This is a genomic window from Geoglobus acetivorans, assembly GCF_000789255.1.
Lineage (GTDB): Archaea > Halobacteriota > Archaeoglobi > Archaeoglobales > Archaeoglobaceae > Geoglobus > Geoglobus acetivorans_B.
The window spans coordinates 1,817,290-1,840,647 of sequence record NZ_CP009552.1 but is presented as its reverse complement, the minus strand read 5'-3'; the positions used below and the strand labels follow the sequence as shown (position 1 = coordinate 1,840,647).

The 23,358-nt window shown below is 46.6% G+C and carries 26 protein-coding genes, 1 tRNA gene and 2 pseudogenes; 6 read left to right on the top strand and 23 right to left on the bottom strand.

The window, feature by feature from the left end; genetic code table 11:
* Positions 1–2: 2 nt before the first annotated feature.
* The 11 genes from GACE_RS10925 to GACE_RS10875 are packed head-to-tail and all read right to left on the bottom strand — an operon-like array spanning position 3 to position 5,792.
* Complete coding sequence (locus GACE_RS10925) at positions 3–275, bottom strand: ribonuclease P protein component 1 (RefSeq protein ID WP_052400306.1); 273 nt, start codon at positions 273–275, stop codon at positions 3–5.
* Positions 276–277: 2 nt separating this feature from the next.
* A complete protein-coding gene (gene rpmC / locus GACE_RS10920) occupies positions 278–475 on the bottom strand; it encodes a 50S ribosomal protein L29 (RefSeq protein WP_048093387.1) in 198 nt (65 codons plus the stop codon).
* Complete coding sequence (locus tag GACE_RS10915) at positions 444–1,124, bottom strand: 30S ribosomal protein S3 (RefSeq protein ID WP_048093386.1); 681 nt, start codon at positions 1,122–1,124, stop codon at positions 444–446. Before GACE_RS10915 ends, rpmC begins: the two co-directional genes overlap by 32 nt.
* Positions 1,124–1,585, bottom strand: a complete 462-nt coding sequence (rplV, locus tag GACE_RS10910) for a 50S ribosomal protein L22 (RefSeq protein ID WP_048093385.1) — start codon at positions 1,583–1,585, stop codon at positions 1,124–1,126. Before rplV ends, GACE_RS10915 begins: the two co-directional genes overlap by 1 nt.
* A gap of 6 nt (positions 1,586–1,591) precedes the next feature.
* On the bottom strand, positions 1,592–1,993 hold the full coding sequence (gene rpsS, locus GACE_RS10905; protein WP_048093384.1) for a 30S ribosomal protein S19: 402 nt from the start codon (positions 1,991–1,993) through the stop codon (positions 1,592–1,594).
* A 2-nt stretch (positions 1,994–1,995) separates the two neighbouring features.
* A complete protein-coding gene (locus GACE_RS10900) occupies positions 1,996–2,709 on the bottom strand; it encodes a 50S ribosomal protein L2 (protein WP_048093382.1) in 714 nt (237 codons plus the stop codon).
* A 10-nt stretch (positions 2,710–2,719) separates the two neighbouring features.
* A complete protein-coding gene (locus GACE_RS10895) occupies positions 2,720–2,965 on the bottom strand; it encodes a 50S ribosomal protein L23 (RefSeq protein ID WP_048093380.1) in 246 nt (81 codons plus the stop codon).
* Complete coding sequence (gene rpl4p, locus GACE_RS10890; protein WP_048093935.1) at positions 2,962–3,717, bottom strand: 50S ribosomal protein L4; 756 nt, start codon at positions 3,715–3,717, stop codon at positions 2,962–2,964. Before rpl4p ends, GACE_RS10895 begins: the two co-directional genes overlap by 4 nt.
* Before the next feature lie 5 nt (positions 3,718–3,722).
* Complete coding sequence (locus GACE_RS10885; protein ID WP_048093378.1) at positions 3,723–4,712, bottom strand: 50S ribosomal protein L3; 990 nt, start codon at positions 4,710–4,712, stop codon at positions 3,723–3,725.
* 1 nt (position 4,713) lies between these two features.
* Entirely contained in the window at positions 4,714–5,475 is a 762-nt protein-coding gene (locus GACE_RS10880; RefSeq protein WP_048093376.1) for a putative RNA uridine N3 methyltransferase, read from the bottom strand.
* Positions 5,476–5,498: 23 nt separating this feature from the next.
* Positions 5,499–5,792 (bottom strand): metalloregulator ArsR/SmtB family transcription factor, encoded by a 294-nt coding sequence (locus tag GACE_RS10875; RefSeq protein ID WP_048093374.1) that lies wholly within the window; start codon positions 5,790–5,792, stop codon positions 5,499–5,501.
* A gap of 64 nt (positions 5,793–5,856) precedes the next feature.
* On the opposite strand from GACE_RS10875, the gene GACE_RS10870 reads away from it, so the two are divergent.
* The 3 genes from GACE_RS10870 (at position 5,857) to hisB (ending at position 7,701) form a co-directional block, all read left to right on the top strand.
* Positions 5,857–6,129 carry an amphi-Trp domain-containing protein gene (locus tag GACE_RS10870; protein ID WP_048093372.1) on the top strand — a complete coding sequence of 91 codons (273 nt, stop codon included), beginning with the start codon at positions 5,857–5,859 and terminating at the stop codon, positions 6,127–6,129.
* A 305-nt stretch (positions 6,130–6,434) separates the two neighbouring features.
* Complete coding sequence (gene hisA, locus GACE_RS10865) at positions 6,435–7,145, top strand: 1-(5-phosphoribosyl)-5-[(5-phosphoribosylamino)methylideneamino]imidazole-4-carboxamide isomerase (protein ID WP_048093370.1); 711 nt, start codon at positions 6,435–6,437, stop codon at positions 7,143–7,145.
* A gap of 1 nt (position 7,146) precedes the next feature.
* Positions 7,147–7,701, top strand: coding sequence for an imidazoleglycerol-phosphate dehydratase HisB (hisB, locus tag GACE_RS10860; protein ID WP_048093933.1), 555 nt, complete (start codon positions 7,147–7,149; stop codon positions 7,699–7,701).
* A 55-nt stretch (positions 7,702–7,756) separates the two neighbouring features.
* Here hisB and GACE_RS10855 read toward each other — a convergent pair whose 3' ends face one another.
* The 5 genes and pseudogenes from GACE_RS10855 to GACE_RS10835 all read right to left on the bottom strand — a co-directional run bounded on the left by GACE_RS10855 (position 7,757) and on the right by GACE_RS10835 (position 12,347).
* On the bottom strand, positions 7,757–7,984 hold the full coding sequence (locus GACE_RS10855; protein ID WP_052400305.1) for a hypothetical protein: 228 nt from the start codon (positions 7,982–7,984) through the stop codon (positions 7,757–7,759).
* 12 nt (positions 7,985–7,996) lie between these two features.
* Positions 7,997–8,080: pseudogene (locus tag GACE_RS11980) on the bottom strand (ATP-binding cassette domain-containing protein); the annotation flags it as partial.
* A gap of 156 nt (positions 8,081–8,236) precedes the next feature.
* Complete coding sequence (locus GACE_RS10850; protein ID WP_158413843.1) at positions 8,237–9,532, bottom strand: transglutaminase-like domain-containing protein; 1,296 nt, start codon at positions 9,530–9,532, stop codon at positions 8,237–8,239.
* Positions 9,533–9,537: 5 nt separating this feature from the next.
* Positions 9,538–11,805, bottom strand: coding sequence for a C13 family peptidase (locus GACE_RS10845; RefSeq protein WP_048093366.1), 2,268 nt, complete (start codon positions 11,803–11,805; stop codon positions 9,538–9,540).
* 470 nt (positions 11,806–12,275) lie between these two features.
* Positions 12,276–12,347 (bottom strand) — tRNA-Arg (locus tag GACE_RS10835).
* Between the two features lie 184 nt (positions 12,348–12,531).
* On the opposite strand from GACE_RS10835, the gene GACE_RS10830 reads away from it, so the two are divergent.
* Positions 12,532–13,932 (top strand): MATE family efflux transporter, encoded by a 1,401-nt coding sequence (locus tag GACE_RS10830; RefSeq protein ID WP_048093362.1) that lies wholly within the window; start codon positions 12,532–12,534, stop codon positions 13,930–13,932.
* An 18-nt stretch (positions 13,933–13,950) separates the two neighbouring features.
* On the opposite strand, the gene GACE_RS10825 is transcribed toward GACE_RS10830, so the two are convergent.
* The 6 genes and pseudogenes from GACE_RS10825 to GACE_RS10800 all read right to left on the bottom strand — a co-directional run bounded on the left by GACE_RS10825 (position 13,951) and on the right by GACE_RS10800 (position 21,326).
* The gene (locus GACE_RS10825) at positions 13,951–14,427 is read right to left on the bottom strand and encodes a hypothetical protein (RefSeq protein WP_048093361.1); all 477 of its coding nucleotides are present in this window, start codon (positions 14,425–14,427) and stop codon (positions 13,951–13,953) included.
* Positions 14,424–15,434, bottom strand: coding sequence for an ABC transporter ATP-binding protein (locus tag GACE_RS10820; protein ID WP_048093358.1), 1,011 nt, complete (start codon positions 15,432–15,434; stop codon positions 14,424–14,426). The genes GACE_RS10825 and GACE_RS10820 overlap by 4 nt, the downstream gene beginning before the upstream one ends.
* Positions 15,435–15,439: 5 nt before the next feature.
* Positions 15,440–16,404 (bottom strand): annotated as a pseudogene (locus tag GACE_RS10815) (ABC transporter ATP-binding protein).
* A gap of 1 nt (position 16,405) precedes the next feature.
* Complete coding sequence (locus GACE_RS10810) at positions 16,406–17,833, bottom strand: ABC transporter permease (RefSeq protein ID WP_048093929.1); 1,428 nt, start codon at positions 17,831–17,833, stop codon at positions 16,406–16,408.
* A 7-nt stretch (positions 17,834–17,840) separates the two neighbouring features.
* Positions 17,841–18,884 (bottom strand): ABC transporter permease, encoded by a 1,044-nt coding sequence (locus GACE_RS10805; protein ID WP_048093356.1) that lies wholly within the window; start codon positions 18,882–18,884, stop codon positions 17,841–17,843.
* 99 nt (positions 18,885–18,983) lie between these two features.
* Complete coding sequence (locus tag GACE_RS10800) at positions 18,984–21,326, bottom strand: ABC transporter substrate-binding protein (RefSeq protein WP_148305978.1); 2,343 nt, start codon at positions 21,324–21,326, stop codon at positions 18,984–18,986.
* A 138-nt stretch (positions 21,327–21,464) separates the two neighbouring features.
* Between GACE_RS10800 and GACE_RS10795 the strand changes: the two genes are divergently transcribed.
* A complete protein-coding gene (locus GACE_RS10795; RefSeq protein WP_048093354.1) occupies positions 21,465–21,794 on the top strand; it encodes a nascent polypeptide-associated complex protein in 330 nt (109 codons plus the stop codon).
* Positions 21,791–22,531, top strand: coding sequence for a methyltransferase domain-containing protein (locus tag GACE_RS10790; protein WP_048093352.1), 741 nt, complete (start codon positions 21,791–21,793; stop codon positions 22,529–22,531). Before GACE_RS10795 ends, GACE_RS10790 begins: the two co-directional genes overlap by 4 nt.
* Before the next feature lie 3 nt (positions 22,532–22,534).
* Here GACE_RS10790 and speE read toward each other — a convergent pair whose 3' ends face one another.
* On the bottom strand, positions 22,535–23,353 hold the full coding sequence (gene speE / locus GACE_RS10785; RefSeq protein WP_048093351.1) for a polyamine aminopropyltransferase: 819 nt from the start codon (positions 23,351–23,353) through the stop codon (positions 22,535–22,537).
* Positions 23,354–23,358 lie beyond the last annotated feature (5 nt).

Sequence of the window (23,358 nt, the reverse complement as noted above, 5' to 3'; positions counted from 1 at the left end):
CATCACCCTTTCATTCTGCTTACGAGCATCATACCTCTCATTATTCTTTCTTCGGGTCTGAAGGTGATCAGACTGCCATCGACAAGATATCTGCGTCCTTCAACCGTTACTGCAAACTTCCGCCCTTCCTTGGCAACAACCTTGAGGCCATTTTCAGTCTTCAGCTTCAACGTCTTCATCGTCTCATCAACCACCATGCCCTTCAGACCCGTTTCAAATTTGTTAGGACTCTCCATCACCTCAACACTCAGTCCAATCCAGTCCCTCGCCAGCACCTTTATACCCTGTAGCCTTCTTCTCTCAGAGCGAGCTTTACTCTTGCGATGTCTTTTCTTACAGCCCTTAGCTGACCCGGATTCTCCAGCGCTCCACCGCTCCTTACGAGAGTCCTCAGCCTCAAAAGTTCGTTCTCCAGTTCGTTCAATTTTTTTAGTTTTTCCTCTTTACTCATTTCCCTGATCTCCTGCATCCTCATTCGCACTCACCTCTTCCTTCTGCTCAGAAACAGGTTCCGGCTCTTCTTCCTGTACCTCTACATCCCTGACATAGATTTCGTCCGGCAGTTCAACATCTGGCGGGATTATTCTGACTCTGATGCCATAAACACCCAGTTTTTTGATCGCAATATCGAAGCCCTCGTCAACCATGCTCTCAGCCGGTTCACCGGTATGAATGACCGTCCCTGCCACAAACTTCTCAGTTCTTGCTCTCTCACTCGTGAGCTTTCCGCTTATCTCGATCTCGCACCCTTTTGCACCGGCGTCCATTATTCTGTAAAGGAACCTGTATCCTGCCTTCCTGAAATACCATCCTCTCTCAAGAGCTCTTGCAAGGAGAGATGCCATGAGCTGGGCATTAAACTCTGGCTTCTTAATCTCATCAACCGCAACCTGAGGATTGTCGAGGCCGAAATCCTTGAGTCTGTCAGTGAGCTTCTTTATTCTTCTTCCACCCCTGCCAATCACGAGACCTGGTCTCTCGACGAAGAGGGTTACCTGAGTTCCAAGTGGTGTTCTAACAATATCTATTCCACCAAACCCTGCGTTCCTGACCTCATCGACTATCCATTCCTTGACCCTGAGCTTCCTAACCCTTTCCTCAACAAATTTTCTTTCCACCGCCATTATCGCACCTCGGCCACAATTTCTACTGTCGTGAGAATCTTAAACTTCGGAGTAGCCCTACCATACGCTCTCGGCATGTACCTCTTGATCACTCTGCCTTTCTTAGCCTGTGCATGCGTTATAACAAGCCTGTTAAGTTCAAGTCCCTTGTATTCAGCATTCGCTTTCAGGTTCTCAAGAACCTTGAGAATGTAGGTGGATGCTTTGACAGGATATCTGCCAGCATACCACTTCTCAAGGCCTTTCTTGTGAGCTACCTTTTTCTTGTGATTCTTGAAGGGAACTGCTCTCTCCATTGCAACAACGTCCTCAAGGTATTCGATTGCGTCGTCTATTTTCTTTCCTTTAATTGCTCTGCAGATTTCCACAGCATGTTTGAAGCATATTGGCATCTCGTAGCCCATCGCTTTTGCTGCGTTCAGCTCATCCTTTGGCCTGTAAGCGTAATTAACCCTCGCCATAGGTCATCACTTCAGTGGCACAAATTTACTGCTTCTGGTAGCACCAACACCAGGTCCAGAATGCTTCTCGAATCTCCTTGTGTGCGCGAACTCACCGAGTCTGTGTCCGATCATCTCTGGTTTCACCTCAACCCTGACGAACTCCTTGCCATTATAGACGAAAATGACCTTGCCAACCATTTCGGGCAACACAATCATATCCCTGCAGTGTGTCCTTGCCGTTCCTTTCTTCCTGAGCCTCCTCAGGAATTTTTCTTCCTGTTCCGTGAAGCCTCTCTTTATTTTTCTCCTCTCTCTCGCTGGTAGAAGCTCAGCAATCTGCTCAAGTGACATCTTCTGCAGCTCTTCAAGCGTGTAACCGCGATATCTGAATTCCTTCGGCCTGACTACCTTACTCTTCAGCGCCATAATTATCGCCTCACACCCGTTCTTCTTGCAGCAATACTACCTACCTTCCTTCCTGGAGGAGCGTTTCTGCTGATTGTCTTGGGCTTACCAACATGCTGATGCTTACCACCACCAAATGGGTGATCCACAGCATTCATTGCCACACCTCTCACACGAGGCCATTTTGCTGCCTTGCTCTTCATCTTGTGATACTTCTTTCCTGCCTTGACAAACGGTTTGTCTGCTCTTCCTGCTCCAGCCACCACACCGACCATTGCCCTGCACATCGGGTTGAACCACTTCATCGTGCCTGACGGAAGCTGAACCAGCACTCTGTCTTCCTCATGAGCCACAACGAATGCATACGTTCCGCTTGCCCTTGCAAATTTGCCACCATCACCCGGAATGTGCTCAATGTTGCATATCGGTGTTCCCTCGGGGATGTTTTTGAGATAGGTAACATTGCCAAGATCAATCTCAGCCTTTTCTCCGGCCTGAATTCTGTCCCCAACACCCTTGCCTTCCACAGCAAGAACGTATTCCTTTCTTCCATCCGGAAGCCTTACAAGGAACAGAGGACCGTTTCTGGCTGAGTCATGGACAACGTCTTCTATTTTTGCCTCAACAACGTCCCCCGTGAATTTGAGATGCCTTACATCAGCCTTGTATCTGTGAGATGGAGCCCTGTAAGTGGGAGTTCCTTTTCCCCTATTCTGTGATATTATACGCTTACCCATTTATATCACCTCAGAATACACCCAGTTTTGAAAGCAGCTCTTCAGCAGAATACTCGGGTTTCAGTTTTATGTATGCCTTCTTCTCACCCTTGGGCGTTATAAGGGTGTTGACCTTCTCTACTTCAACCTCAAATCTTCTTTCCACTTCTTTCGCAATCTCCTTTTTGCCGGCTCTGATGTCCACTATCGCAGTAAGAACGTTTTTCTCGAGGAGCATTGTCGTCTTTTCCGTAATCAGGAATGCCTTGAGTATCATAACCACTCCCCCAGATAGTTTACAGCAGATTTCGTATAAACAACCAGCCTCCCGGCATGTCCACCCGGAGCCAGGAGTTCAACGTTGAGGTTTCTGACCTCAACAGCATCAACACCCGGGAGGTTTCTCGCTGCCCTCAGAACCTTGGAGTTATTTCCAGTTACAATGAGCACGCTCTTCTTCATCTTGTATCTCCTGCCTCTCATCTTGCCTTTTCCAGCCCTGACTCTCTTTGTTGCTCTTGCCCTCTCCACATCTCCGAATACTCCAAGAGCTTTGAGAGCGTTCGCAACATCCTTGGTCTTCTCAAGAGTTTCAAAATCATCAACAACGATTTTTGGCAGGTCACCTTCAAAAACGTGATTCCTCGCACTGACGATTTCTGGATCAAGTGTCGCAGATAGTGCAGATTTCAGGGCTTTCCTCATTTCCTTCCTGTTAATCTTTTCATCCCATTTCTTCTGCACTTTCGGTGGATGCGCCCTTCTACCACCAACAGCCTGCGGGACCTTCACAGCCCTGCTACCATTTTTCCATCTTGGCACCCTTGCATATCCATGGCCTGGGCCCCAGTTTTCAGCAGCATAGTTTGTACCTGAAAGCGGATTTGGACCATAAGGCTGCCTTCTATGACTCTGAATTGCATGAACTGCCTTTCTGATTAGATCCGGTCTGAAGTCCTCATTGAATGCTGACGGCAGTTCGATTTCCTCAACCACTTCTCCATTAAGATCAAAAACCTTGGCCTTCATGCTCTTCACCTACCCTGTTTGGATGACGTGCTTACGTAAACCAGGTTTATACCCTCATACACATTGCGCGGAGGTCTTATTGCATCTCTCATCCTGACGAGTCTCTTGACAGGTCCCGGTACACTGCCCGAAACAAGCACATAGTCATTCTTAACCACACCGTAGTGGGGGAATCCTCCAGCAGGTGTGACTTCATCACCATTTTCGCCAATCTTCAGCACTCTCTTGTTGTACTCGGTTCTCTGATGGAAACCCATCTGTCCGGCCTGTGGAACCGTCCACCTGACGTGATGCGGGTTCCATGGACCAAGGGTTCCGACCCTCCTGTGCTTGCTGCTTCTTGCATGCTTCGCATTGAGAGTTATGACGCCCCATCTCTTAACTGGACCCTGAAAGCCCTTGCCCTTGGTTATGCTGAGAACATCTATGAACGCACCCTCACCAAACACCTCAGAGACCCTAATCTCGCTCCCAAGTTTTGAAACTGCATAATCGAGAGCAGAGTTCACATCTCCCCCAACCTTCTGCTCCATCACATCCGGAACTTTCTTGGGTACTCCCGTAACCTTGTACGGCTGGGTGTAAGTTATGAGCCTGACTTCTGCAATGTCTTCGATGTTCTTCAGCTCTTCTGCACTTTTACCGTTCTTTGGAAGGTTGAGCCTTCTTGCAAGGTGCTCGTCGAGGTTGGTGGCCCACACCTCTCCGGCTATTTGCAGGCCGTACTGCGTCTCTCTGTACACCCTCACACCCATCACTTTCATGGGTGGAGCCTCTATCACAGTTACAGGCACCACTATTTCCTCTCCATAGGTTGGGGAGTTCTTTCTATCATCTACCATCACAACATGAGTCATTCCGGCCTTATATCCGGCAAAACCAAGCGGTTTGACATCATTGGTTACGGGCCAAGCCCTTATCCTTGGAATGATACTGGACGCTCTCTTTCTGGGAGAAAATCCCAGCGAACCTCTTCTTGGCCTGTGTTCCTTCATTTCATACCACCCACTTCAGATAGTTTGCAATCGCAAGGCTTCCCAATATTGCCTCTTCCAATCTTACAGTTTGCGTAGCCTGATTTGGAAACATATTCCACACATCCACATTTTCCAGGAGTATTCCGAGTTTTTCGGCTATTTCGTGTACTCCCTCTGCCGGGCTCCCGAAAATCAGGAGCCTTTTGGTCTTTACTTCCTCAGGCCGAGGAAGCATACCTTTGCGGGAGGTGATTACTGCATCCTCCCTTCTCACCAGCTTTTCAAGCCGAATTTTCCTAACCTCATATCCCCAGTACTCTTCCGGCTTCGCCTCTTCTACCACCAACGGCTTCTTCGAACAGATCCTGACGGTCACGCGGGCCCCCTTTTCTGCATTTCCTTGGTAGAGGGCCAGGGCTTTTGTACCTATATCAGCCCACGCAGTGCCGTCAGGAGCAACCCTGACGATTATGCCTTCCCTCACCTCACCGATTTTTAAATCTTTTGGCTTATGAGATGGTATTTTTAAAGGAGGTAGTGTTCCAACAAATTTGAGTTCTTTTTTTAAAGGGAAAAGGTATTTCCGAAGATATTGAGGAGTTTCAAGGTATTCCAGAACCTCCTTAATGAGACCAGATTCATCAAAGTCGGGATCAGGATAGATATAAATTCTTTTAACATGGAAGATCGAGCAGGCTCTCGCAATCTGCCCGATTTTGTAGATTTTTATTTTTTCATCCCTTTCATTTATTAAAGAACTTGAGGGTATCGCTATTTCCATCCCAGACAAGTAATGTTCTGGAATTATAAACTTATTTCTGATGAGTGTTTTTCCAAAGCTGCAACAACGAATTTCCTGTTCGGTGGCGGCGAAATCATGATAACAACCTCTTTCACAAGCTGGTAATACCTTCTCTTACCTTCAAAATAGCTCGACACAATTCCCAGTCTTTCAAGTTTGTCCAGATGATATTTTGCTGTCTTTCCATCCATTTTCAGCTCATCCATAAGTTCGCTAACACACCTATTCCCTCTGCTAAGACTCCTAAGAATCATCAATCTCTTTTTGGAACCAAGGGCATCCAGCAAATCACTCATATTAAGTATAAAATTCCTAAGAAAATTTATATCTTTCGTATCGTAATTCAGTACGGGTGACAGCATGATCGAAATAAGCGGTAAAGACGCAAAGAGAGAGGCCGATACTGCAGAAGTTGAATTCGAAACACACATGTCAAAGGAGGAACTCCTGTCCTTCCTGAAATCGCTCGCAGAACAGATCGAAAAGGAAAATGCAATACACATGCTTGTTGACAACATTGAAGTGAAGTTCGACTATGGTTTCCCTGTAGAGGTGGAGGTCGAACATGAGAGCAGCAAAAAACTCAAGATAAAACTCGAATTCAAGAAGAAACACAAGATAAAACTAAAATAAGAAATATAGTATACTAATATTTTATAATTTTTAGCTACTTTAAAAGAGATTGCATAGATGTCCAAATCAGCAAAAGAAATATATATGTGTTGTTTGCCAATAGCTCAGTAAAAACTGAACGAGGGGCAGATCGGGCTTGAAAGGCAGGAAAAGGTACAATGGATTTGACGATTTCAGGCCTTTAAGCGATGAGGAGTTCGAAGAATTGCTGGACACTCCCAGAAAAAATTACAGAAAGCCAAAAATAAAATACTAAGGTTTTTCCTCGAAACTTTTTTATTTTATTATAGCACTTAGTTGAAAGAATGTTCAGAATCATTCCGGCCGTAGATATCAAAGATGGAAAGTGCGTTCAGCTCAGACAGGGAAAAGAGGACGACATTATTTTCGAAAGCGATGATCCGGTAAATGTCGCGGAAGCCTGGGTTGAAAGAGGGGCGAAAATCCTCCATGTGGTGGACTTGAGCGGAAGCTTTAAGGGGAGGCTCGTTCACGAAGACCTGATACTGAAAATTTCGGAGCTCGCAGAGGTTCAGGTCGGGGGAGGAATTAGAAGCATTGAAGTGGCAAAAAGACTGCTCGACCTCGGAGTTGAGAGAGTTATCGTTGGAACAATGGCAATAGAGATGTCGGACGACGTGAAAAGTCTTGCGGACGAATATCCGGAAAGAGTTATGGTGGCGATAGATTCAAGGAATGGAAAGGTTGTCGTGAAAGGCTGGAAGGAAAATACCTGCCTGAGCCCTTTAGAGGTCATGAGGATGTACTCAGACTTTGACGTCAGCTTCCTCTTCACCAATGTGGACGTTGAGGGTCTGATGAAGGGGATAGATGAGAATGCCATAAAGCTGGTCGTAGATGCTGCAAACAGGCCAGTAATAGTGTCAGGAGGGATAACAGGCATAGAGGACGTCAAAAAGGTTAAAAATGCCGGTGCGGCCGGAGTGGTTATCGGCAGCGCTTTGTACACCGGGAAACTCAGGCTGGAAGATGTGCTGCCCCTGGAGGAGGATTGAAATGACCAGGGTTGAGAGGAAGACGAGAGAGGTTGAAGTTGTCGTGAAGCTGTCTCTCGAAGGTGGGGAGATTGAAATAGATACGGGAATAGGCTTCCTTGACCACATGCTCACAAGCTTCGCCTTTCACTCGGGAATCGGGCTTGAGATCAAAGCCAGAGGGGATCTGCACGTTGACGAGCACCACACGGTGGAGGATGTCGCAATAACCCTCGGAAGGGCATTCAAAAAGGCAATCGAGGGGAAGAGGTTATCCAGGTTCGGCTCGGCAATCGTGCCGATGGACGAAAGCGTGGCCATTTGCGGAGTTGATATAAGCGGGAGGGGCTATTTCGTCCTTGAAGGAGAGTTTGGAGATGCTGGAATAAGGGGAGAGAACGCCGTTCATTTCCTCGACACATTCTGCAGGAATGCCGGCGTTAATGTTTACATTCAGGTGAAGGGCAGGAACGAACACCACAAGATGGAGAGCGCATTCAAGGCTCTCGCTCTGGCGTTAAGACAGGCTTTGAAGGAAGCTGAAGACGTAAGGAGCACGAAGGGCAGGATTGATTAGCCAATCCCTGCCTGTGGTTAAAGGCAAGCAAACACAGGCTCAGAGACCCATAAATCTAAAAAGTCGAAAGAGTATGTGTTTCCGAAAGCAGGTCAGCGTTTTTAATGCCCCCATTATTCTCAACTACCTTCACCACCCTGCCGTCATGCATAATCGCTATTCTGTCCGCAATTAACTTTGCAAGCTCGACATCATGAGTTATGAAAAGATACGCCACTTTGAATTTCCTCTGCAGTTCCATTAGAAGGTGGATTATTGAGGCCTGCGTGGATACATCGAGCATTGAGGTTGGTTCGTCGCATACAATAAATTCCGGCTTCAGAGATATAGCTCTCGCAATGGCAGCTCTCTGCAGCTCTCCTCCGCTAAGCTCGTGAGGGTATCTGTCAAGATTGCCAAATCACTCGGATTGAGGAATTCGCATCGCTATACGAGGAGGTCTGTTTACAAATTCGTAGCTGTTAATGTACTTTTGATTGGCGGAGGTGCGATTTGGGAAGAAGCTTAAATTTTGTATTAAATTTCAATTGCGATACTAATCCATGCTCACGCACTTCTCAACTATCCCGTTCCACTCATCTCCATAACCCCTGTCAAGAGGTATGACGCAGTACAAGGTGAAGGTCCCTTCCTCAACTCCACCACTTATGTATCCGAAAGCCCCGGAATAGGAGTTGTCCACTATCATGTATACTCCCGGAGAGACCTCATTCCCGTAAACGTCCTTGACGTTTTCAAGCTTGTAGTAGAGCAGGTTTCCAAGTGTCTCCTCAAAGCTTTCAGCATTATCTCCTATCCTGACGATTGCTGCTGCGTGATCCACCCAACCCGGAGTGGATGCATCTACTCCAACCACATATGCATCTATGCCGAAGTATCTGTAAAACGCTACCTCAAGCGTCGCCATGTCCTCACAGTCTCCAGCTTTTTCGGTGAGGGTTTCAGCAGGGGTCTGCCGGTAGTCTCCACCTTCCCTGCCATCACCCACCTCAAAACCAACAACCGTGTTCCCAGCATCTTCATCGTCATATCTGTAAGCCACATTGTTTTCCACCCAGTAAAAGAACTCCTGAGCCTCTCCGATGCTAAGCTTCCCATTTTTGTCAGAATCAAAACTCTCGAAAAAGCTTGCAACACCCACAGGGATAAGCTCAAAGCCCGTATTCTCCTTCCCCAGAATCTCCCTCTCCGCAACAGGCGTGTAACTCTCCACCTGAGCCTTCAGCAAGATTTTGTACTCGGAAAGAGAGTCGGCAAGCTCATAGGTCGATGTGGACAGTGCATAAATCGCCTCCACCTCACCTTTGTCTATGCCAACATTCTGCAGAGTATTGATGTTGGCGTTAAGAAAGTCGGCAAGTTCTTTCCAGTCATCCGCATTCTCCCTGTAAGCCCTTTCAAGAAGCTCGACCTTTGGAAGGGCAAGCTCAACATTTTCCTCAAGCAGCTGGTTAGAGAGTGTGCTGCCAAGCTCCCTGACGTTTGCGGTTTTATATGTGAGTGTCGCCCACCTGTCCTCGTACTCGATGAGCGTTTCGAAGAGCTTCGAATTTTCTTTGCTCAGATAAGGCTTTACGTCTCCGTAAATCTTCCTCGCTTCCCCAACATACTCTTTTGCTTTAATTGCAGAAACTCTCGCTTCATCGTAGGCGCCATTTACAATAGCCTCCATGCTTTCCTCAACACTTGCATCTGCAGCATTTATCATCCCGGAAATCTTGTCAGCACTATCCTGAATTTTTTCCTGGCCAGTTCCATCCTCGCTGCACCCGGAGATGAAGAAGCTTAGAGGCAGGAGCGCGAAAATAAGGAGGGCAGCTGTTATGTTCATCCAGATCATCCCAGTATGTCACTTATGGCAAAGTAAATTTTCACGATTATCTTCACCACCTCAACCTTCACGCTTTCGACAAAACCCACTCCCGAATACTGAATATCACCACCTCTGTAAGCTTTCTGAACCTCAGCCACAGGGTCGTCTGAACTTATCACCCTTCTGACCGTCTCTTCACTCAGGCTCGCTTTTGCATTCGCGTCGTCAAGCTTCCCCCTCTCGAACTCATTTATGTAGGCATTTTCTGTAACCACGTAAATGTCCATCACGCTGCCGTCATCCATCAGAATCTCCACATTCACCCTCGTGTTGCCGAGCCAGTCCTTTATGAACCCCGGAGCCAGATGCGTGTTGTTGTTGTACCAGTCTTTCTTCTCCACCATCAGGGCGAAGAGACTATCTCGGGAGATCAACCCGGAAATCTCATCTTCAGTCAGGATGGAGCTGTCAGAGAGAATCAGAGTTTCATTTACCACATCAAAAACCGGGGTGAGTTCGAGCATCAGGGCTGGTGGCGTCTTTTCGGCCGGTATCTCTTCAACATCGATGACCCTTGGAATGCCCCCGGTGGATATTATGAGCATTTCCACCGTAAAAGGCTGAAACAGATCAGAATTATCGAAAGACAGTTCTATGATGTTCTCACTGCCCAAAAGCTCTTCATCGTAAACTGGAAAAACAACCTCAAATGCATCAAGATCTGGAATTTCGTCAAGTGCATACACTGGCTCAATTATTTCGGGTTCAAGCTCGAATCCGTTCAGGTATAGAGTCAGATGTCCAAGAAATTCAGAAGTCAGATTCTCTGCAACAACTTCCGGAAGGGGAGTGACCATAAGGCTGATGTACGGGATGTTGCCGTCGGTTTCATTAAGGATTTCAAGAAATTCCTCGTCAAGAACCCATCTTCCGTCACCCAGCTCCTCATTCCTTGGAGGGATCGGCTGTTTAACCGGGTCATTTATGAGCCTATCCAGAGCCCTATCTGTTGTTTCAAGATTTCCATGATCTGTGACGAATATTACGAGCTGTTCATCTTTATTCATTTTTCCCGAAAGTTCCCTTATCGCATTCCATAAAGCCTGCTTTGTTCCCGGTCCATCCACATAAGAATTTACAGAGCTTCTTCCGGAACCTGCCAGCACCACAATATCTTCGTCAGAAAAGCCTTTGCTTTTGAGCATGTCCACAAATCCCTTTACCTCAGTCCAGTCGTAGGTGTCGTCAGGATCGCCAGCAAACACTATCGCATGCTTGCTTCTCACATCGCTCCCGTCAGCCTTCTTTCCAAGCCTAACTTTGTCCCCATCGCCCTCGGAAGCGTATTGAACATGCTCTCTGCTTTTCTGCACATCTCCGCTGTATCTCCCCTTGGCATACACACCATAATCGTCATTCCTCTCAACATCTCTGCCAATCTCTTTGGCAGATTTTCCGCTCTTGAGTCCCTCCATTACCTCCCTCGAAAACGGATCGACCTTCACCCCGACACTTGTTTCATTGTAGCCATAAGCCACCTCATCGTGTTTCGCAGCCGAAGTAATCGCAATATCGCCATCAATCTTCCTCAGGATGTCGTCCGTCATCCCACCTCCGAAGCATTGCTGGAAGAAAATGAGCATGTTCGCAAAGCCCCTGTCAGCTATCCACATCTTGAGCATGTTGGCAAACTCAAAATCGTAAATGTTTGCTCCGCTCTTCGTGACTATGCTGCTCGACTTCGCTTCAGGCTGGTCGAAGAAATAAGCACATTTATCAGAATCCTCCTTAACCGGAACTGCCTCAACATAAACATTGACAACGAACTTTCCAGGAATTACGACGTTATAGTACTTCTTTTTAACCATCTTGTCAACTGTGAACTTGGCACTGCCAAGAACATCGTCAGGATCAACTGGTGGGTTGTCTATGTCAGTGGCCTTAATCTCCACTTCAAGATCCACAGGCCAGCACTCCCTCACCGTATACAGAACGTACATCACATTCTTACCTTCCTTGTTCTTGGGAACGACTTTTCCTTTCACTGAGTCGTGATCGTACTCAAAGTAGGTGCTGTATCCTTTCCCATCCCTCGCGCTGCCGGAGGCTTCGAAACGAATGTCAGACTTCCCATTCCACCCGTCGTCGAAGTTGTCGAGCGGGGTGAAGCTGAGCAGCAACACCCTCACTTCAACTGCTGGAGGCCCCGGAGGATCGTATTCTGCACTGACAACACCCGTAAGGCTGAAAATAAAAAATACCAGAATGCCAGAAAGTATCGATTTTCGCATCATCTTCACCCGATTTTTCAAAGTGTGAAATTCATCATATTTAAACGTTTCTAATTAGTTCGATATGGTGAAGAATATGGTTGGAGAATTTAATAAAATAAATACTTGTTAAAAAATTAACGGGAATAAAATTATAATTATAATGGCATAACAAAAAACCAGAAAATTCAAACATGCTACCCAACTGGTTCAAAATAAACAGTTGCCAGATGTCCAGCACACACCTGGCCAAAGCAATCATTATTCATTTTCTGCGGGAAAAATATGCGTACAACAAATCGAAAAAACAAACCTCGGATTACATTGCTTGGACAGCCGTAACTAAAGAGGAATTTGAACACCAGCTCGGGAATCAAACCAAAAAAAAACAAACCATCAGCTAAAAGGCTGGATGAATTTCAGAACAATGGCGGAGATGATGCTCCACAAACCAACAAAGTAGTCAGGAGCACCCATAATTTATTGAGCAACGCCCCCGCCGGGAATTGAACCCGGGTCGAGGGTTCCGGAGACCCTCAGGATATCCACTACCCTACGGGGGCTGAAGTGAAATCACGCGAGAGTTTGAAAAGTGTTTCGTCAGAATGATTATCCCAACCATCCGGCGTGAAACGACACCCCGGCATGCAGCACAGAAGAGAAGATTTTGATATATGCCAGTTTGCAAAAATTCAATTGATTATAGAAGAACAATTATATTTATTAACCAGACAACTTTCAATTTTCGTGGGAGAATTCGTACCGGACGGCGAACGCAAAAACAACTGGGTTCTCGAGGACAGCATTCTGAAAGTGATGGTGAAGCTCGGAATGCCAATAGCAGTGAGTGAAGCGCTGAACATAATGTATTCAATGGCAGACATATACTGGCTTGGAAGAGTGGGTAGAGACGCTCTGGCATCTGTAAGTGCATCCTGGCCAGTTATCTGGCTGATAGTCTCTGTTGCAGCAGGTGTGTTCTCTGCGGGGCTTGCACTTGTATCGCAGTACTGGGGCATGGGCGATTACAGCAGAGCAACCAAGGCAGGAGGTCAGGTGCTTACACTCTCCATAATGTTTGGCATACCAATAGCTGCCGTGAGTTTCCTCGCTGTTAGGACATTTCTGTCGGTTGTGGGTGTACCGGAAACCACACTCGAATACGCTGCGGGTTATGCCAGAATAATCTCGCTTGGCATACCTTTCATCGCAATTTATGAGAGCTTTTCTGCAATTTATGCCGCCGCGGGAAACACGATGACTCCACTGAAGATCAGAAGTCTTGGAGTTATTATCAACGTCGTACTGGATCCGGTATTCATATTCGGATATTTTGGGATTGAGGCTCTCGGGGTAGTGGGTGCTGCAATAGCAACTGTGATCAGTGAGTTGATTGTGGCCGCCGTATCGATATCATATATTGCACTGAAAGGCGTTGAGGGCCATTACCTGACCCTCAGTGCACTCATACCGGACAGGGACTTCATCGTTCAGATTGCCAGAATAGGATATCCCATCTCTGCTCTGACCGCAGGAGAGGCGAGTGGTTTTGTCATTCTTGTTCACATCATAAGCATCCTCGGATCCGCACCTCTCGCAGCATGGGGAATTGCGGACAGGTTACTGAGCCTGTTCCATGTATTCATAGCGGGAATGCTTGGAGCAACATCCACAATGATAGGGCAGAGTCTCGGAGCCGGAATGTACACGAGAGCCAGGAGCATCGCAAAGAGAACTTCTGTTTACGGTTCAGCCATAATGGCTGTCGGCATACTCGTGCTGATACCGTTCAGATATCAGGTTGCAACCCTATTTTCGCCGGGAGATGAGGAGCTTATAAACCAGGTTGCAGATTTTATATTGATAATGGGTCCGTCAGTCATCTTCTTCACAGTTTACCTCACATCAAGAGCCATCGCGAGGGGCTCGGGACATACCAAGCCAGTTATGCTGTTCGGGCTGTTGAGGCTCTGGGTTCTGAGGAACAGTCTGGCATATCTGTTTGCGATTACAGCAGGATTGGGCGTTAAGGGTTTGTGGATTGGAATGGCCATAAGCAATTACATAACTGGAGCAGTAGCACTCTGGTGGATACTTTTTGGCAACTGGACGAGACCTGTGGTCGGAAACCATGCTAAAAGTCAGTAATTTAGCCCAAATACCAGATTAAAGCTCTGAAAATATTTTCATCAGCCCGATGTTGGCGATTATCGAGCCTGAAACCATCAGAACTAAAGCCAGATATCCCAGGAGAGAATATGGATACCTAACAACACTTCCTGTGAGGGTATAGTCTACAGCACCCTCAACAACAGAGATTTTGAGCCGGGACTGGGTGAGATCCAGTATCTTTTCCCCGGTAAAAGTTTCTTCAATAGTGGCATTGGTGGAGGAGATAACAATCTTTGAGTAATTTGACCTCAGCACAACCTTACCACTCCTCAGATCTCCAGAAGGTAGCATTTCATTTACACTCATCACATCATGCTTTTCCAGGCTCCCGGAAAGAGAAAAACCCACGTAAGATGGATACATCGAAATCAGTGCCAGTACCGCAGCAAAGACAAGCATCAGCAATCCGACTTTTACCTCTCTAAATCTTAAAAGTTTCAAAAATTTCCTGATGTCGGTTTTGAGGCTCATACGCTCCCGGCAAGATGGCACTCAACGTAATGATTCTTCTCAAATTCAATAGTTTCTGGGTGTTTAACATCACACAGACCTTCTTTTGCATGGATGCACCTGGGGTGGAATCTGCATCCTGGAGGAATATTGATGGCACTTGGAACCTCACCCTTTATGGGGAGCATTTTGATAATATCCTTCCTTCCGGGGTCAGGCTCCGGAACTGCTTCAAGCAGCGCCTTTGTATACGGATGTAGCGGATTGTCTATCACCCTGTCAACCTCTCCCATCTCGATTATCCTGCCGAGATACATCACCCCAATCCAGTCTGAGAAGTATCTTGCCGTTGAGAGGTCGTGAGTGATGTAGAGATAGGTCAGACCGAGATCGTTTCTCAGCTTCCTCATAAGCTCAAGAATTTCAGCCCTGATTGAAACGTCAAGCATGGAAACCGGCTCATCTGCAACCACAAACTCGGGATTCAGAATTATCGCTCTCGCAATCGCAACTCTCTGTCTCTGTCCTCCGCTGAGCATGTGAGGAAATCTGCTCACGAACTCATCTGGAGGTGTCAGCCTCACCAGCTCAAGCGCTCTGTGTATGAGTTCCTCCCTTTCTGACCTGCTACCGCCCACTCCGTGGATTATAAGGGGCTCTTCCAGAACATCATATACCCTGAATCTCGGATTGATGGATGAAAAAGGATCCTGATATATCATCTGAACCGTCTTTCTGTATTTCAGTACCTCATCTTTCGATTTGAGATGAGATACATCCTTCCCTCTGAGAAAAATCCTTCCTTCTGTCGGTTCGATAAGTTTCATTATCAGCTTTCCTGTTGTTGTTTTTCCGCAGCCCGATTCGCCAACAAGGGCAAAAATTTGCTGCTTTCTTATTTCAAACGAAATCCCATCCACAGCCCTGACAAATCTGGGAGGTTCTCTTTTCAGTACACTTTTTATCCCCCTTTTAACAGGGAAGTACTTTTTCAGTCCCTCGACCTTCAGCTCCACATTCTGTCCCATAATGATCACCCTGAAACATTATGACAGTAAACCTCCCGCCCATCACTGAGAATCGTCCTCTCCGGTTCCTTTTCCCTGCATATCCTGCTCGCATATGGGCATCTGGGATGGAACCGGCATCCAGAGGGAGGGTTTGCCAGATTTGGCGGGGCACCCGGAATGAACTCCAGCTTTTCAACTTTCTCGTGGACTCTCGGAATGGCTGCGAGCAGTTTCTGAGTGTAAGGGTGTTTTGGATCCTTGTAAATTCGGTCACTGTCTCCAATCTCCACAATCTTTCCGGCATACATTATTGCAATTCTGTCAGAAACCTCTGCCAGAATGCTCAGATCATGTGTGATGAAAATGAGCGATATCCCAAGGTCCTTTTTCAGTTTCTTCAGAAGATTGATTATCTGAGCCTGAACAATGACGTCGAGAGCCGTTGTGGGTTCATCTGCGATGACCAGATCGGGCTCGAGGAGGAGAGCCATTGCAATCATCACTCTCTGCTTCATCCCGCCACTAAGCTCATGGGGATATCTATTCACGATTTCAGGGTCAAGGCCAACATACTCGAGATATTTCGCAATGATTTCTTTGGCTTCGTTTTCAGGAGTATCGGTGTGATACCTGAAAGGTTCCATCATCTGATAACCAATAGTGTAAACGGGATTCAGAGCGTTCATGGCTCCCTGAAACACCATGGATATCCTTTTCCACCTGATCTCCTTCCTGAATTCATTTTCGTTCATCGAAGCCAGTTCAATACCATCAAGTTCAATTCTCCCCCCACAATTTTTCCGGGAGGCGGAACAAGCCTTATGAGCGAATAACCGAGAGTCGATTTTCCACACCCACTTTCACCGGCAAGACCCAGAACATTTCCCTTTTCAAGGGTAAAACTCACACCGTCCACTCCTCTGACAACACCTCGCGTTGTGAAGAAGTGAGTTCGTAGATTGTTAACCTCAAGCAGCATCTTCAACACCTCACAGTGTCCTCATCCTCGGATTCAGTATCCTGTCCAGCGCAACGCCAATCAGCACGAAAGCCAGTCCAACCAGTGCAATCGCCAGGCCCGGAGGAATCACCCACCACCAGTATCCATTTATTGTGGCTCCAGCGTTCTGAGCATCGTAAAGCATCTGTCCCCAAGTTACTGCCGTCGGATCACCAATGCCAAGGAAGCTCAGGGCAGCTTCAGTCATAACTGCATACGGAACAGAAAGAGCCATCTGAGAGAACGCATAGGGCATTATCTGCGGCATTATGTGCTTGAAGACAACTCTTCCTGAGCCAGCACCCAAGGCCCTTGCAGCTTCAACGAAGGTCTGTTCCTTTATCTGAAGTGCCATACTCCTCGCAACCTTTGCAACACCGACCCATCCAAAAAGCACCAGAAGCAGAACGATCTGGGAGAGAGCCACATGGCCCAGATAGGCTCCCAGCAAAATCAGTATTGGCAGTACCGGCATGGAGAACATGAACTCGTTAAATCTCTGCAGGACCTCGTCTTTCCACCCTCCGAAGTATGCACTTGCAACACCGTAAACAATCCCGATAAGGACGCTCAGCACAGCGACCGCAATGCCAACCGACAGAGACACTCTCGTACCCCACACAAGTCCGGCCCAGATATCTCTACCCTTGCTATCAGTCCCCATCAACCCATAGGTCCTTCCAGAAAAGATTGCTGTTAAGTTGGAGAGATCAAGAGAGTTGTCTCCATCCTGATACGTTATTTTCACCTCAAATACGTAATCTCCGTGCAGGGGAGACGTTCCTTCGAATATATTTTCATCCGCTTTACCAAACAGAATTTTCATTGTGTCCATCAATGCCTGAAGCTTTATTTCTTCCGAAGGAGACAGTTTTGCTCCAGAAACTTTTTTTGCCCACTCAAATACGTTTTTTCTCACCTCGGTATTCGTCGCTATCTGAATCACTGTATTGGAGGAGACCCTTCTGTCTTCAAGGAGGACGACCTCGCTACCATCCGGCCTTTTCAGAGTGATCGTCATCAGCGGTTTATTTCTCGCATCGGAAGAGGACACATTAAAACCCTGCAGAATTATGTCCTTTGGAGGGACATCATACGTGTTTGTGTACACAATCCTGAGCAGCACTCCCCCACCATCAAGCTTCTCCACCTGCATGTCATCCAGAGAGAGAATCTCATGGGGGGCCAGTTTCTTCGACGAAAAATAGTTTATCCAGGTAGGCGGAACATTCGGAGGGTTTTCAACCCAGAACTCTTTTGACCATCTCTCAGGTACATCAGGCGAAGTGATGTTTGGAGCAAAAACCGCAGCCAGAATAAGGAGAAGAAGCAAAATAAACCCCAGAATTCCTCCCTTTTGATACCTGAATTCATGCAGGAAATCTTTTGCGCTGTCAACGACGTCTTCGAGCCTCATTGCCTGATCACCTACCAACCCTCACTCTCGGGTCCAGATAGCCGTAAATCACATCGGCAATTATCATGGAAGCCAGGAAGAGCGCAACCGTGACGTAAGTTACGCCCATGAGCAGATTGACCTCGCTCTGCTGCAAAGCCACCCAGTACAGCCTTCCCATACCGGGCCAGTTGAACACTGCCTCGGTGATTATGGCTCCACCCAATGATCCGAGAAGACCGATAATAACGTTGGTAACGATGGGTGGTGATGCCGCCTTGAGAGCATGTCCGTATATAACTCTGTTTTCCGGAACACCTTTGGCCCTTGCAACAGTTATAAAATCCTCATGCATGGTGCTGATCATTATATTCCTCGTTGTATATGCCCATCCTCCAAAACTGACAAATACAACGGTTATCAGAGGAAGAACCATTCTCCATAGCAGATCTTTATAGTATGCAAAGCCCTCCAAATTGGGATTTGGAAGGCTGGAAGCAGGGAATATCCCAAGCTGGAATGAAAATGCAAGAATGAAGACCATACCCACCCACCACATCGGGAGGCTTGCGGTGAGCATGGCAAGAACCGATAAAAGCTTGTCCACAAACTTGCCAGCCTTTTGAGCTGCCTTTATTCCAAGAAGCAGACCAATAAAAGTTATAATTATCTGGGCAGTTGTGAAAAGTAGAACCGTTCTTGGAATTGCTTTTTCAATAATTTTTGAAACCTTTATCTCACCAAATACCGGGCTTCTTGCGTTTCCAAACTTAAGCAGCAGAGTATTTTTCGTTTTGGATATCACCCTCTCCCAGAAGGGTTTATCCAGCTCAAATTCCCTCCTCAGCTGTTCTTCTCTATTGCTTTTCCATTTTTCAAATGCCTCTGGATCACTTGCCTTAAGCCTTAAAATTGCCGGGTTCCTTGCCTCATTGTTTATTACTTCAGCAATCCTCGTTTTCGCATCATCCTCTGCAACTTTGACAAACAGAATCGATACAACAAATGTGACAAATATTAGCACTAATAAAGCATTAAAAATTCTGATTCCAAGATATCTGGCAAAGCTCATTGCCCCACCTTTTTTTGTAGATTGTTTTTAAAATTTTTGACGGTACGGACATTCGCAAAAATTTATTAATAAAAATAAAAAATTTTGAAAATTCTTTAATCACCTGGCCCTTCTTCTGGCGACGTATGCTACGGCCAGAAGCCCTGCCAGTGCGAATACTGCCTCAAAGCCTGGTGTTGACTTTTCTTCCTTGGTTGGTGTTGTTGCAGGAGTTTCAGTCTTTGCTGGCTGTTCTGTTGGGGTTGAAACAGGAGTCGGTGTCTCCACAGGCTTTGGATTCATGCTCTTCAGCTCAATGTACAGGGACTCTGGATCATACTTTGCAATGAAGTACGGACCGTTGCTTATAACCGCATGTCCGTAGGTGTCAATGAACTTGATGTCAGCATCATATCTCTTTGCCGCCTCGTCTGCTGAAACCACTCCCTGAAGTGCGGATGGAATCTTGCCCTTCATTTCCTCAAGTGCGCTCTTTATCTGATCAACATGGTCTTTGAGCAGCATGTCTATCTGGTTAACTCCCTCGGATGCTTCACTGAATGACCATTTCTGGTCAGCATATCCGTTTGCTACCATCTCGCCCATGACGTACCAGAGTTCCCATGGCAGGTCTGGGAAGAATGCATAGTAGCTTGCCGTGAGGTCGTCGGCAACAACATGCGCGTAGTTGCCGTAGACCACGTAGCCATCATCCGTGAAGACGATACCCTCTATGTTGTTGAAGACTTCTGCATTTGCCTCAAGGCTCTCATCATAATATGTATCGTTCTCGCCGTCCTGTGTGCTCCACTCCTTCATGAATGCTATGTAGTACTTCAGATCTGCTGGCGTTACAGGCTCACCATTGTGCCACTTGCCCCAGTCGAGGACCTTGTAGGTGACTCTAACCTTCGCAGTGCCACCCTTGGCAGGTTCCCACTGATCGGTTGTCGAGTTGTAAACAACAGCATCTGCTGGCACCTGGAACTCGCCTTTCTCAACCTTGTACTCCAGCTTGACAGGCTGATAGACACCGTTCTGGTCGAGCCAGAGTGCAGGAGATGTTATAAGCCTCCAGATGAGCATCGCATAGATGTCGTCGCTTCCAATCGGGTTGAATGCGCTCATGAAGAGCGCACCGGTCGAGGAGTACTCGATGACCTTGAGAATTCTATCGGATGTCTGTGCGGTGAGCAGAGCGTTTCTCGTATAGAGGCCGCTGACGGGATCGACCATCATTGCGTTGACATTAACTCTGTCCTTGTTCACGGGGAAGTACTCTGTCTGAGAGATCGTGAAAACCCTGACGGAATCCATTATACCGAGTCCCAGCCCGAGTTTCTGCAGATCCCAGTACTGATCAACATTCTCGAGAGTGTAGGTCTTGTTGTCCTTCTCCAGTTTACCATTCACGAGCAGCATAGTTATGTCATCCACTGTGAAGTCCAGGATTTCGTTGAGCTTATCGCCCTTGTAGTAGTTAAGCTGAATCTTATCAGCACCACCAATTGTATCAATCAGGTCTTTGACTGTAACTGTTGGCGTGTGCTGCCATCCGACGATACCCGGAAGGCCCCAGTACCAAGATGAATAGAACTGCGGCAGTTCGGTTTCCGGCCATGCTTCTGCGGCCTCAGCAACCCAACCACCCGTGTAGTAGTTCCACTCATAGTTCTTTGGATCGGTCAGATACACGGCCTGAATGGCTTTCTTTCTGTCCCAGATGTTATTCTGGACGGTGAATCCTGCCTTCTCAAGGACTGATGCAAAGTAGGTTCCAACATCCTTTCTCTCATCCTCAACTCTCGAGATACCCTTTATGACCACAGGCTCGCCATTGAAGTACCACTTTCCATCCTTCTTTTCAAGTGTGTATCCTGCCTCAGCAAGCTTCTGTGCTGCCTTGTTCATTGCATCATCAATCATCTGAATTGCAAGCTCCTCATTGCCTTCAGGTGTGAGACCAAGTGCGTTGTAGAGATCCTTCATCTTCTCGTTGAACGGGTAGAATGTGTTGAATGCACCATACTGAACTGCTCCAGATCCCTGATAAATGTTCTGGACGATGTGTTCCCTGCTTATGAGCCAGTTGACCGCATATCGTACCTCTCTGATAGCAAATGGGTTCAGATACACCTTGTCTCCAACTGTAATTATAGGAAGGTCCCCCTCATCGTGCACAGGGTTGAGTGTAAGTTCAGCGTAAACCGATGCAGACCTTATCAGCTCAAGATTGTCAAGTATCGATGGATCGAGGTCTTTGTAAGCACCTGAAGGCCTTGAAAACAGGAAGATGTCGTACTCTCCATTAGCTACAGATACTATGGCAGTCTCCTCGTTGGACATTGCATATACCTGAATATCATTTGCGTATCCATCGTTTGGCAGTACCTCTGCGACAGCCGGAAGAATTGTCGCTAACAACAACGCCGCCAACAACACTATAAACCCAGCTTTTTTCATGCGTTCCACCTCTCCATTCAAGTTGGTTCACTTGATAGGGTTAGTTTCTGAATTATTAAATAACATATATTTAAAACTTCCCAAAACCTGGAAGGCATACTGAACAATTTTTATACAACAACATGAAAAGTGTCTCCAATGATGCCCATGAACCCCAAACAGATGAAAAAGATGATGAAGCAGATGGGAATTGAAATGGACGAGATTGAGGCTGAAGAAGTCATCATAGTAACCAAGGGAGAGGAATGGATATTCAAAAACCCATCCGTTGTCAGGATTACTGCAAAAGGCGTCGAAACGTTCCAGATTTCAGGGAATTACGAGGTCAGAGAGAGGATCGTTATAAGTGAAGACGACATAAAACTCATCATGGAACAGGCCGGTGTGAGCGAGGAAGAGGCGAGAAAAGCTCTTGAAGAGGCAAAAGGAGATATTGCCGAAGCTTTACTGAAACTGACAGAAGAATGAAGGCACCAGTAGTGTTAAAATCCGGAAAGAACTTCTATCTGGTTAGCGAGTTCAGCGGTGAGCTTCACACTCATAAGGGAATAATCAGGCTCGAAGAGCTAAAAGAAAAGAGTTTTGGAGACACCATCAGAACACACCTCGGAGTGGAGTTCAGAATTCTTCCGTTCAAGGCCTCGGATTTCTTCAGACTCTTCAAAAAAGCACCGACTCCAGTAATGCCCAAGGATATAGGCATGGTCATCGCTCATGCTGGACTTCAGCCAGACTCGCTGATTTTTGACGCCGGGACGGGAAGCGGTGTTACTGCCGCATATTTCGCATATTTCAACAAATACGGAGAAGTTGTGACTGTAGAGAGAAGACCTGAATTCGCAAAAGTTGCAAGAGAGAATTTCAGAATGGCCGGATTGAAAAACATACATCAGATTGTTGGCGATGCAGTCAGCATTGCAGACGGTTTCAAAAAGGAATTTGACCTGGTCTTCCTGGACATGAAAAACGACGTGGAAATGGTGCCAAAGGCATACAGCATGCTCAAACAGGCAGGATTTCTCGCCATCTACAATCCATACATCGAGCAGACAAGAGCAGTATATGAAAAAATGCTTGATGCAGGTTTTAAAGATGTCGAGGCGTTTGAAGCGATTAAAGTAAATCTTGAGTTTAAAAGAGTTGGAACCCGTCCCTTTGTAAACATATTCCACACAGGATATATAGTGATGGGCAGAAAAGTGTGAGATCTAACCATCCACCACAATCCTTCTGACCCATTCGGGCAGTGCAAAACTTGCAGCATGCACTTCGGGATTATAATGTTCGGTTCGGATTCCTCTGTCTGAAAATCTTTTTTCAATGTCTTCCAGAGAGGGATATTCATCAGCGTGAATGAGATAACTCCACAGCCCAAGAGGATACGTCGGAACGAAGTTGAGATAAACTCTTACATCCATCACACCGGAGATGTTCAGGAACATCTTTTTGAAATAATCAGGCTGAACGAAGGGAGACTGGCTCTGTGTTGCGAAAACATCGGCTATTTTTGAACACGCTTCATAGAACTCCCGGCTCATTATGTGTTCGCTGTAAGGATTCGGGTCAGTGCCATCCACAATAATCACATCAAACCTTTCCCCCAGGTTTTTCACGAATTCTATACCATCTTCTATCAGAACCGTCGCTCTGGGGTCTTCAAAAGCTCCATTGTCTATACCGAGGTGTTTCTTTGAAAGCTCCACAACATCCCCGTCAAGCTCAACCAGCACAGCCTCACTCACATCGTGTTTCAAAACCTCTCTCAAGCTACCTCCATCACCCCCACCGATGATGAGAACCTTTTCCGGATTTCTGTGAGTGAACATGGGAACATGAACGAGCATCTCGTGATAGAATGCTTCATCCTTCTCTGTAAGCTGTATTTTCCCGTCAAGGACAAGCATCTTGCCAAATTCAAACGTGTCGAAAAGCTGAATATGCTGATATTTGCTGTGAAAATCTGCAATGATCTTTTTAATCTTAATTTTTAAGGCCACATCACCATAATATTCCTCAAACCATTCCATAAACC

Bases quoted from the DNA above. Each gene is read 5' to 3' on its own strand.
- GACE_RS10790 (WP_048093352.1), top strand. From the start codon at position 21,791: ATGAAGGCACCAGTAGTGTTAAAATCCGGAAAGAACTTCTATCTGGTT.
- GACE_RS10875 (WP_048093374.1), bottom strand. From the start codon at position 5,792: ATGAGTGATTTGCTGGATGCCCTTGGTTCCAAAAAGAGATTGATGATT.
- hisA (WP_048093370.1), top strand. From the start codon at position 6,435: ATGTTCAGAATCATTCCGGCCGTAGATATCAAAGATGGAAAGTGCGTT.
- speE (WP_048093351.1), bottom strand. From the start codon at position 23,353: ATGGAATGGTTTGAGGAATATTATGGTGATGTGGCCTTAAAAATTAAG.
- GACE_RS10870 (WP_048093372.1), top strand. From the start codon at position 5,857: ATGATCGAAATAAGCGGTAAAGACGCAAAGAGAGAGGCCGATACTGCA.
- rplV (WP_048093385.1), bottom strand. From the start codon at position 1,585: ATGGCGAGGGTTAATTACGCTTACAGGCCAAAGGATGAGCTGAACGCA.
- GACE_RS10880 (WP_048093376.1), bottom strand. From the start codon at position 5,475: ATGGAAATAGCGATACCCTCAAGTTCTTTAATAAATGAAAGGGATGAA.
- GACE_RS10800 (WP_148305978.1), bottom strand. From the start codon at position 21,326: ATGAAAAAAGCTGGGTTTATAGTGTTGTTGGCGGCGTTGTTGTTAGCG.
- GACE_RS10820 (WP_048093358.1), bottom strand. From the start codon at position 15,434: ATGGGACAGAATGTGGAGCTGAAGGTCGAGGGACTGAAAAAGTACTTC.
- GACE_RS10885 (WP_048093378.1), bottom strand. From the start codon at position 4,712: ATGAAGGAACACAGGCCAAGAAGAGGTTCGCTGGGATTTTCTCCCAGA.
- rpmC (WP_048093387.1), bottom strand. From the start codon at position 475: ATGAGGATGCAGGAGATCAGGGAAATGAGTAAAGAGGAAAAACTAAAA.
- GACE_RS10895 (WP_048093380.1), bottom strand. From the start codon at position 2,965: ATGATACTCAAGGCATTCCTGATTACGGAAAAGACGACAATGCTCCTC.
- GACE_RS10805 (WP_048093356.1), bottom strand. From the start codon at position 18,884: ATGAGCTTTGCCAGATATCTTGGAATCAGAATTTTTAATGCTTTATTA.
- GACE_RS10825 (WP_048093361.1), bottom strand. From the start codon at position 14,427: ATGAGCCTCAAAACCGACATCAGGAAATTTTTGAAACTTTTAAGATTT.
- hisB (WP_048093933.1), top strand. From the start codon at position 7,147: ATGACCAGGGTTGAGAGGAAGACGAGAGAGGTTGAAGTTGTCGTGAAG.
- GACE_RS10810 (WP_048093929.1), bottom strand. From the start codon at position 17,833: ATGAGGCTCGAAGACGTCGTTGACAGCGCAAAAGATTTCCTGCATGAA.
- GACE_RS10900 (WP_048093382.1), bottom strand. From the start codon at position 2,709: ATGGGTAAGCGTATAATATCACAGAATAGGGGAAAAGGAACTCCCACT.
- rpl4p (WP_048093935.1), bottom strand. From the start codon at position 3,717: ATGAAGGCCAAGGTTTTTGATCTTAATGGAGAAGTGGTTGAGGAAATC.
- GACE_RS10915 (WP_048093386.1), bottom strand. From the start codon at position 1,124: ATGGCGGTGGAAAGAAAATTTGTTGAGGAAAGGGTTAGGAAGCTCAGG.
- GACE_RS10855 (WP_052400305.1), bottom strand. From the start codon at position 7,984: ATGCTCGATGTATCCACGCAGGCCTCAATAATCCACCTTCTAATGGAA.
- rpsS (WP_048093384.1), bottom strand. From the start codon at position 1,993: ATGGCGCTGAAGAGTAAGGTAGTCAGGCCGAAGGAATTCAGATATCGC.
- GACE_RS10850 (WP_158413843.1), bottom strand. From the start codon at position 9,532: ATGAACATAACAGCTGCCCTCCTTATTTTCGCGCTCCTGCCTCTAAGC.
- GACE_RS10845 (WP_048093366.1), bottom strand. From the start codon at position 11,805: ATGCGAAAATCGATACTTTCTGGCATTCTGGTATTTTTTATTTTCAGC.
- GACE_RS10795 (WP_048093354.1), top strand. From the start codon at position 21,465: ATGATGCCCATGAACCCCAAACAGATGAAAAAGATGATGAAGCAGATG.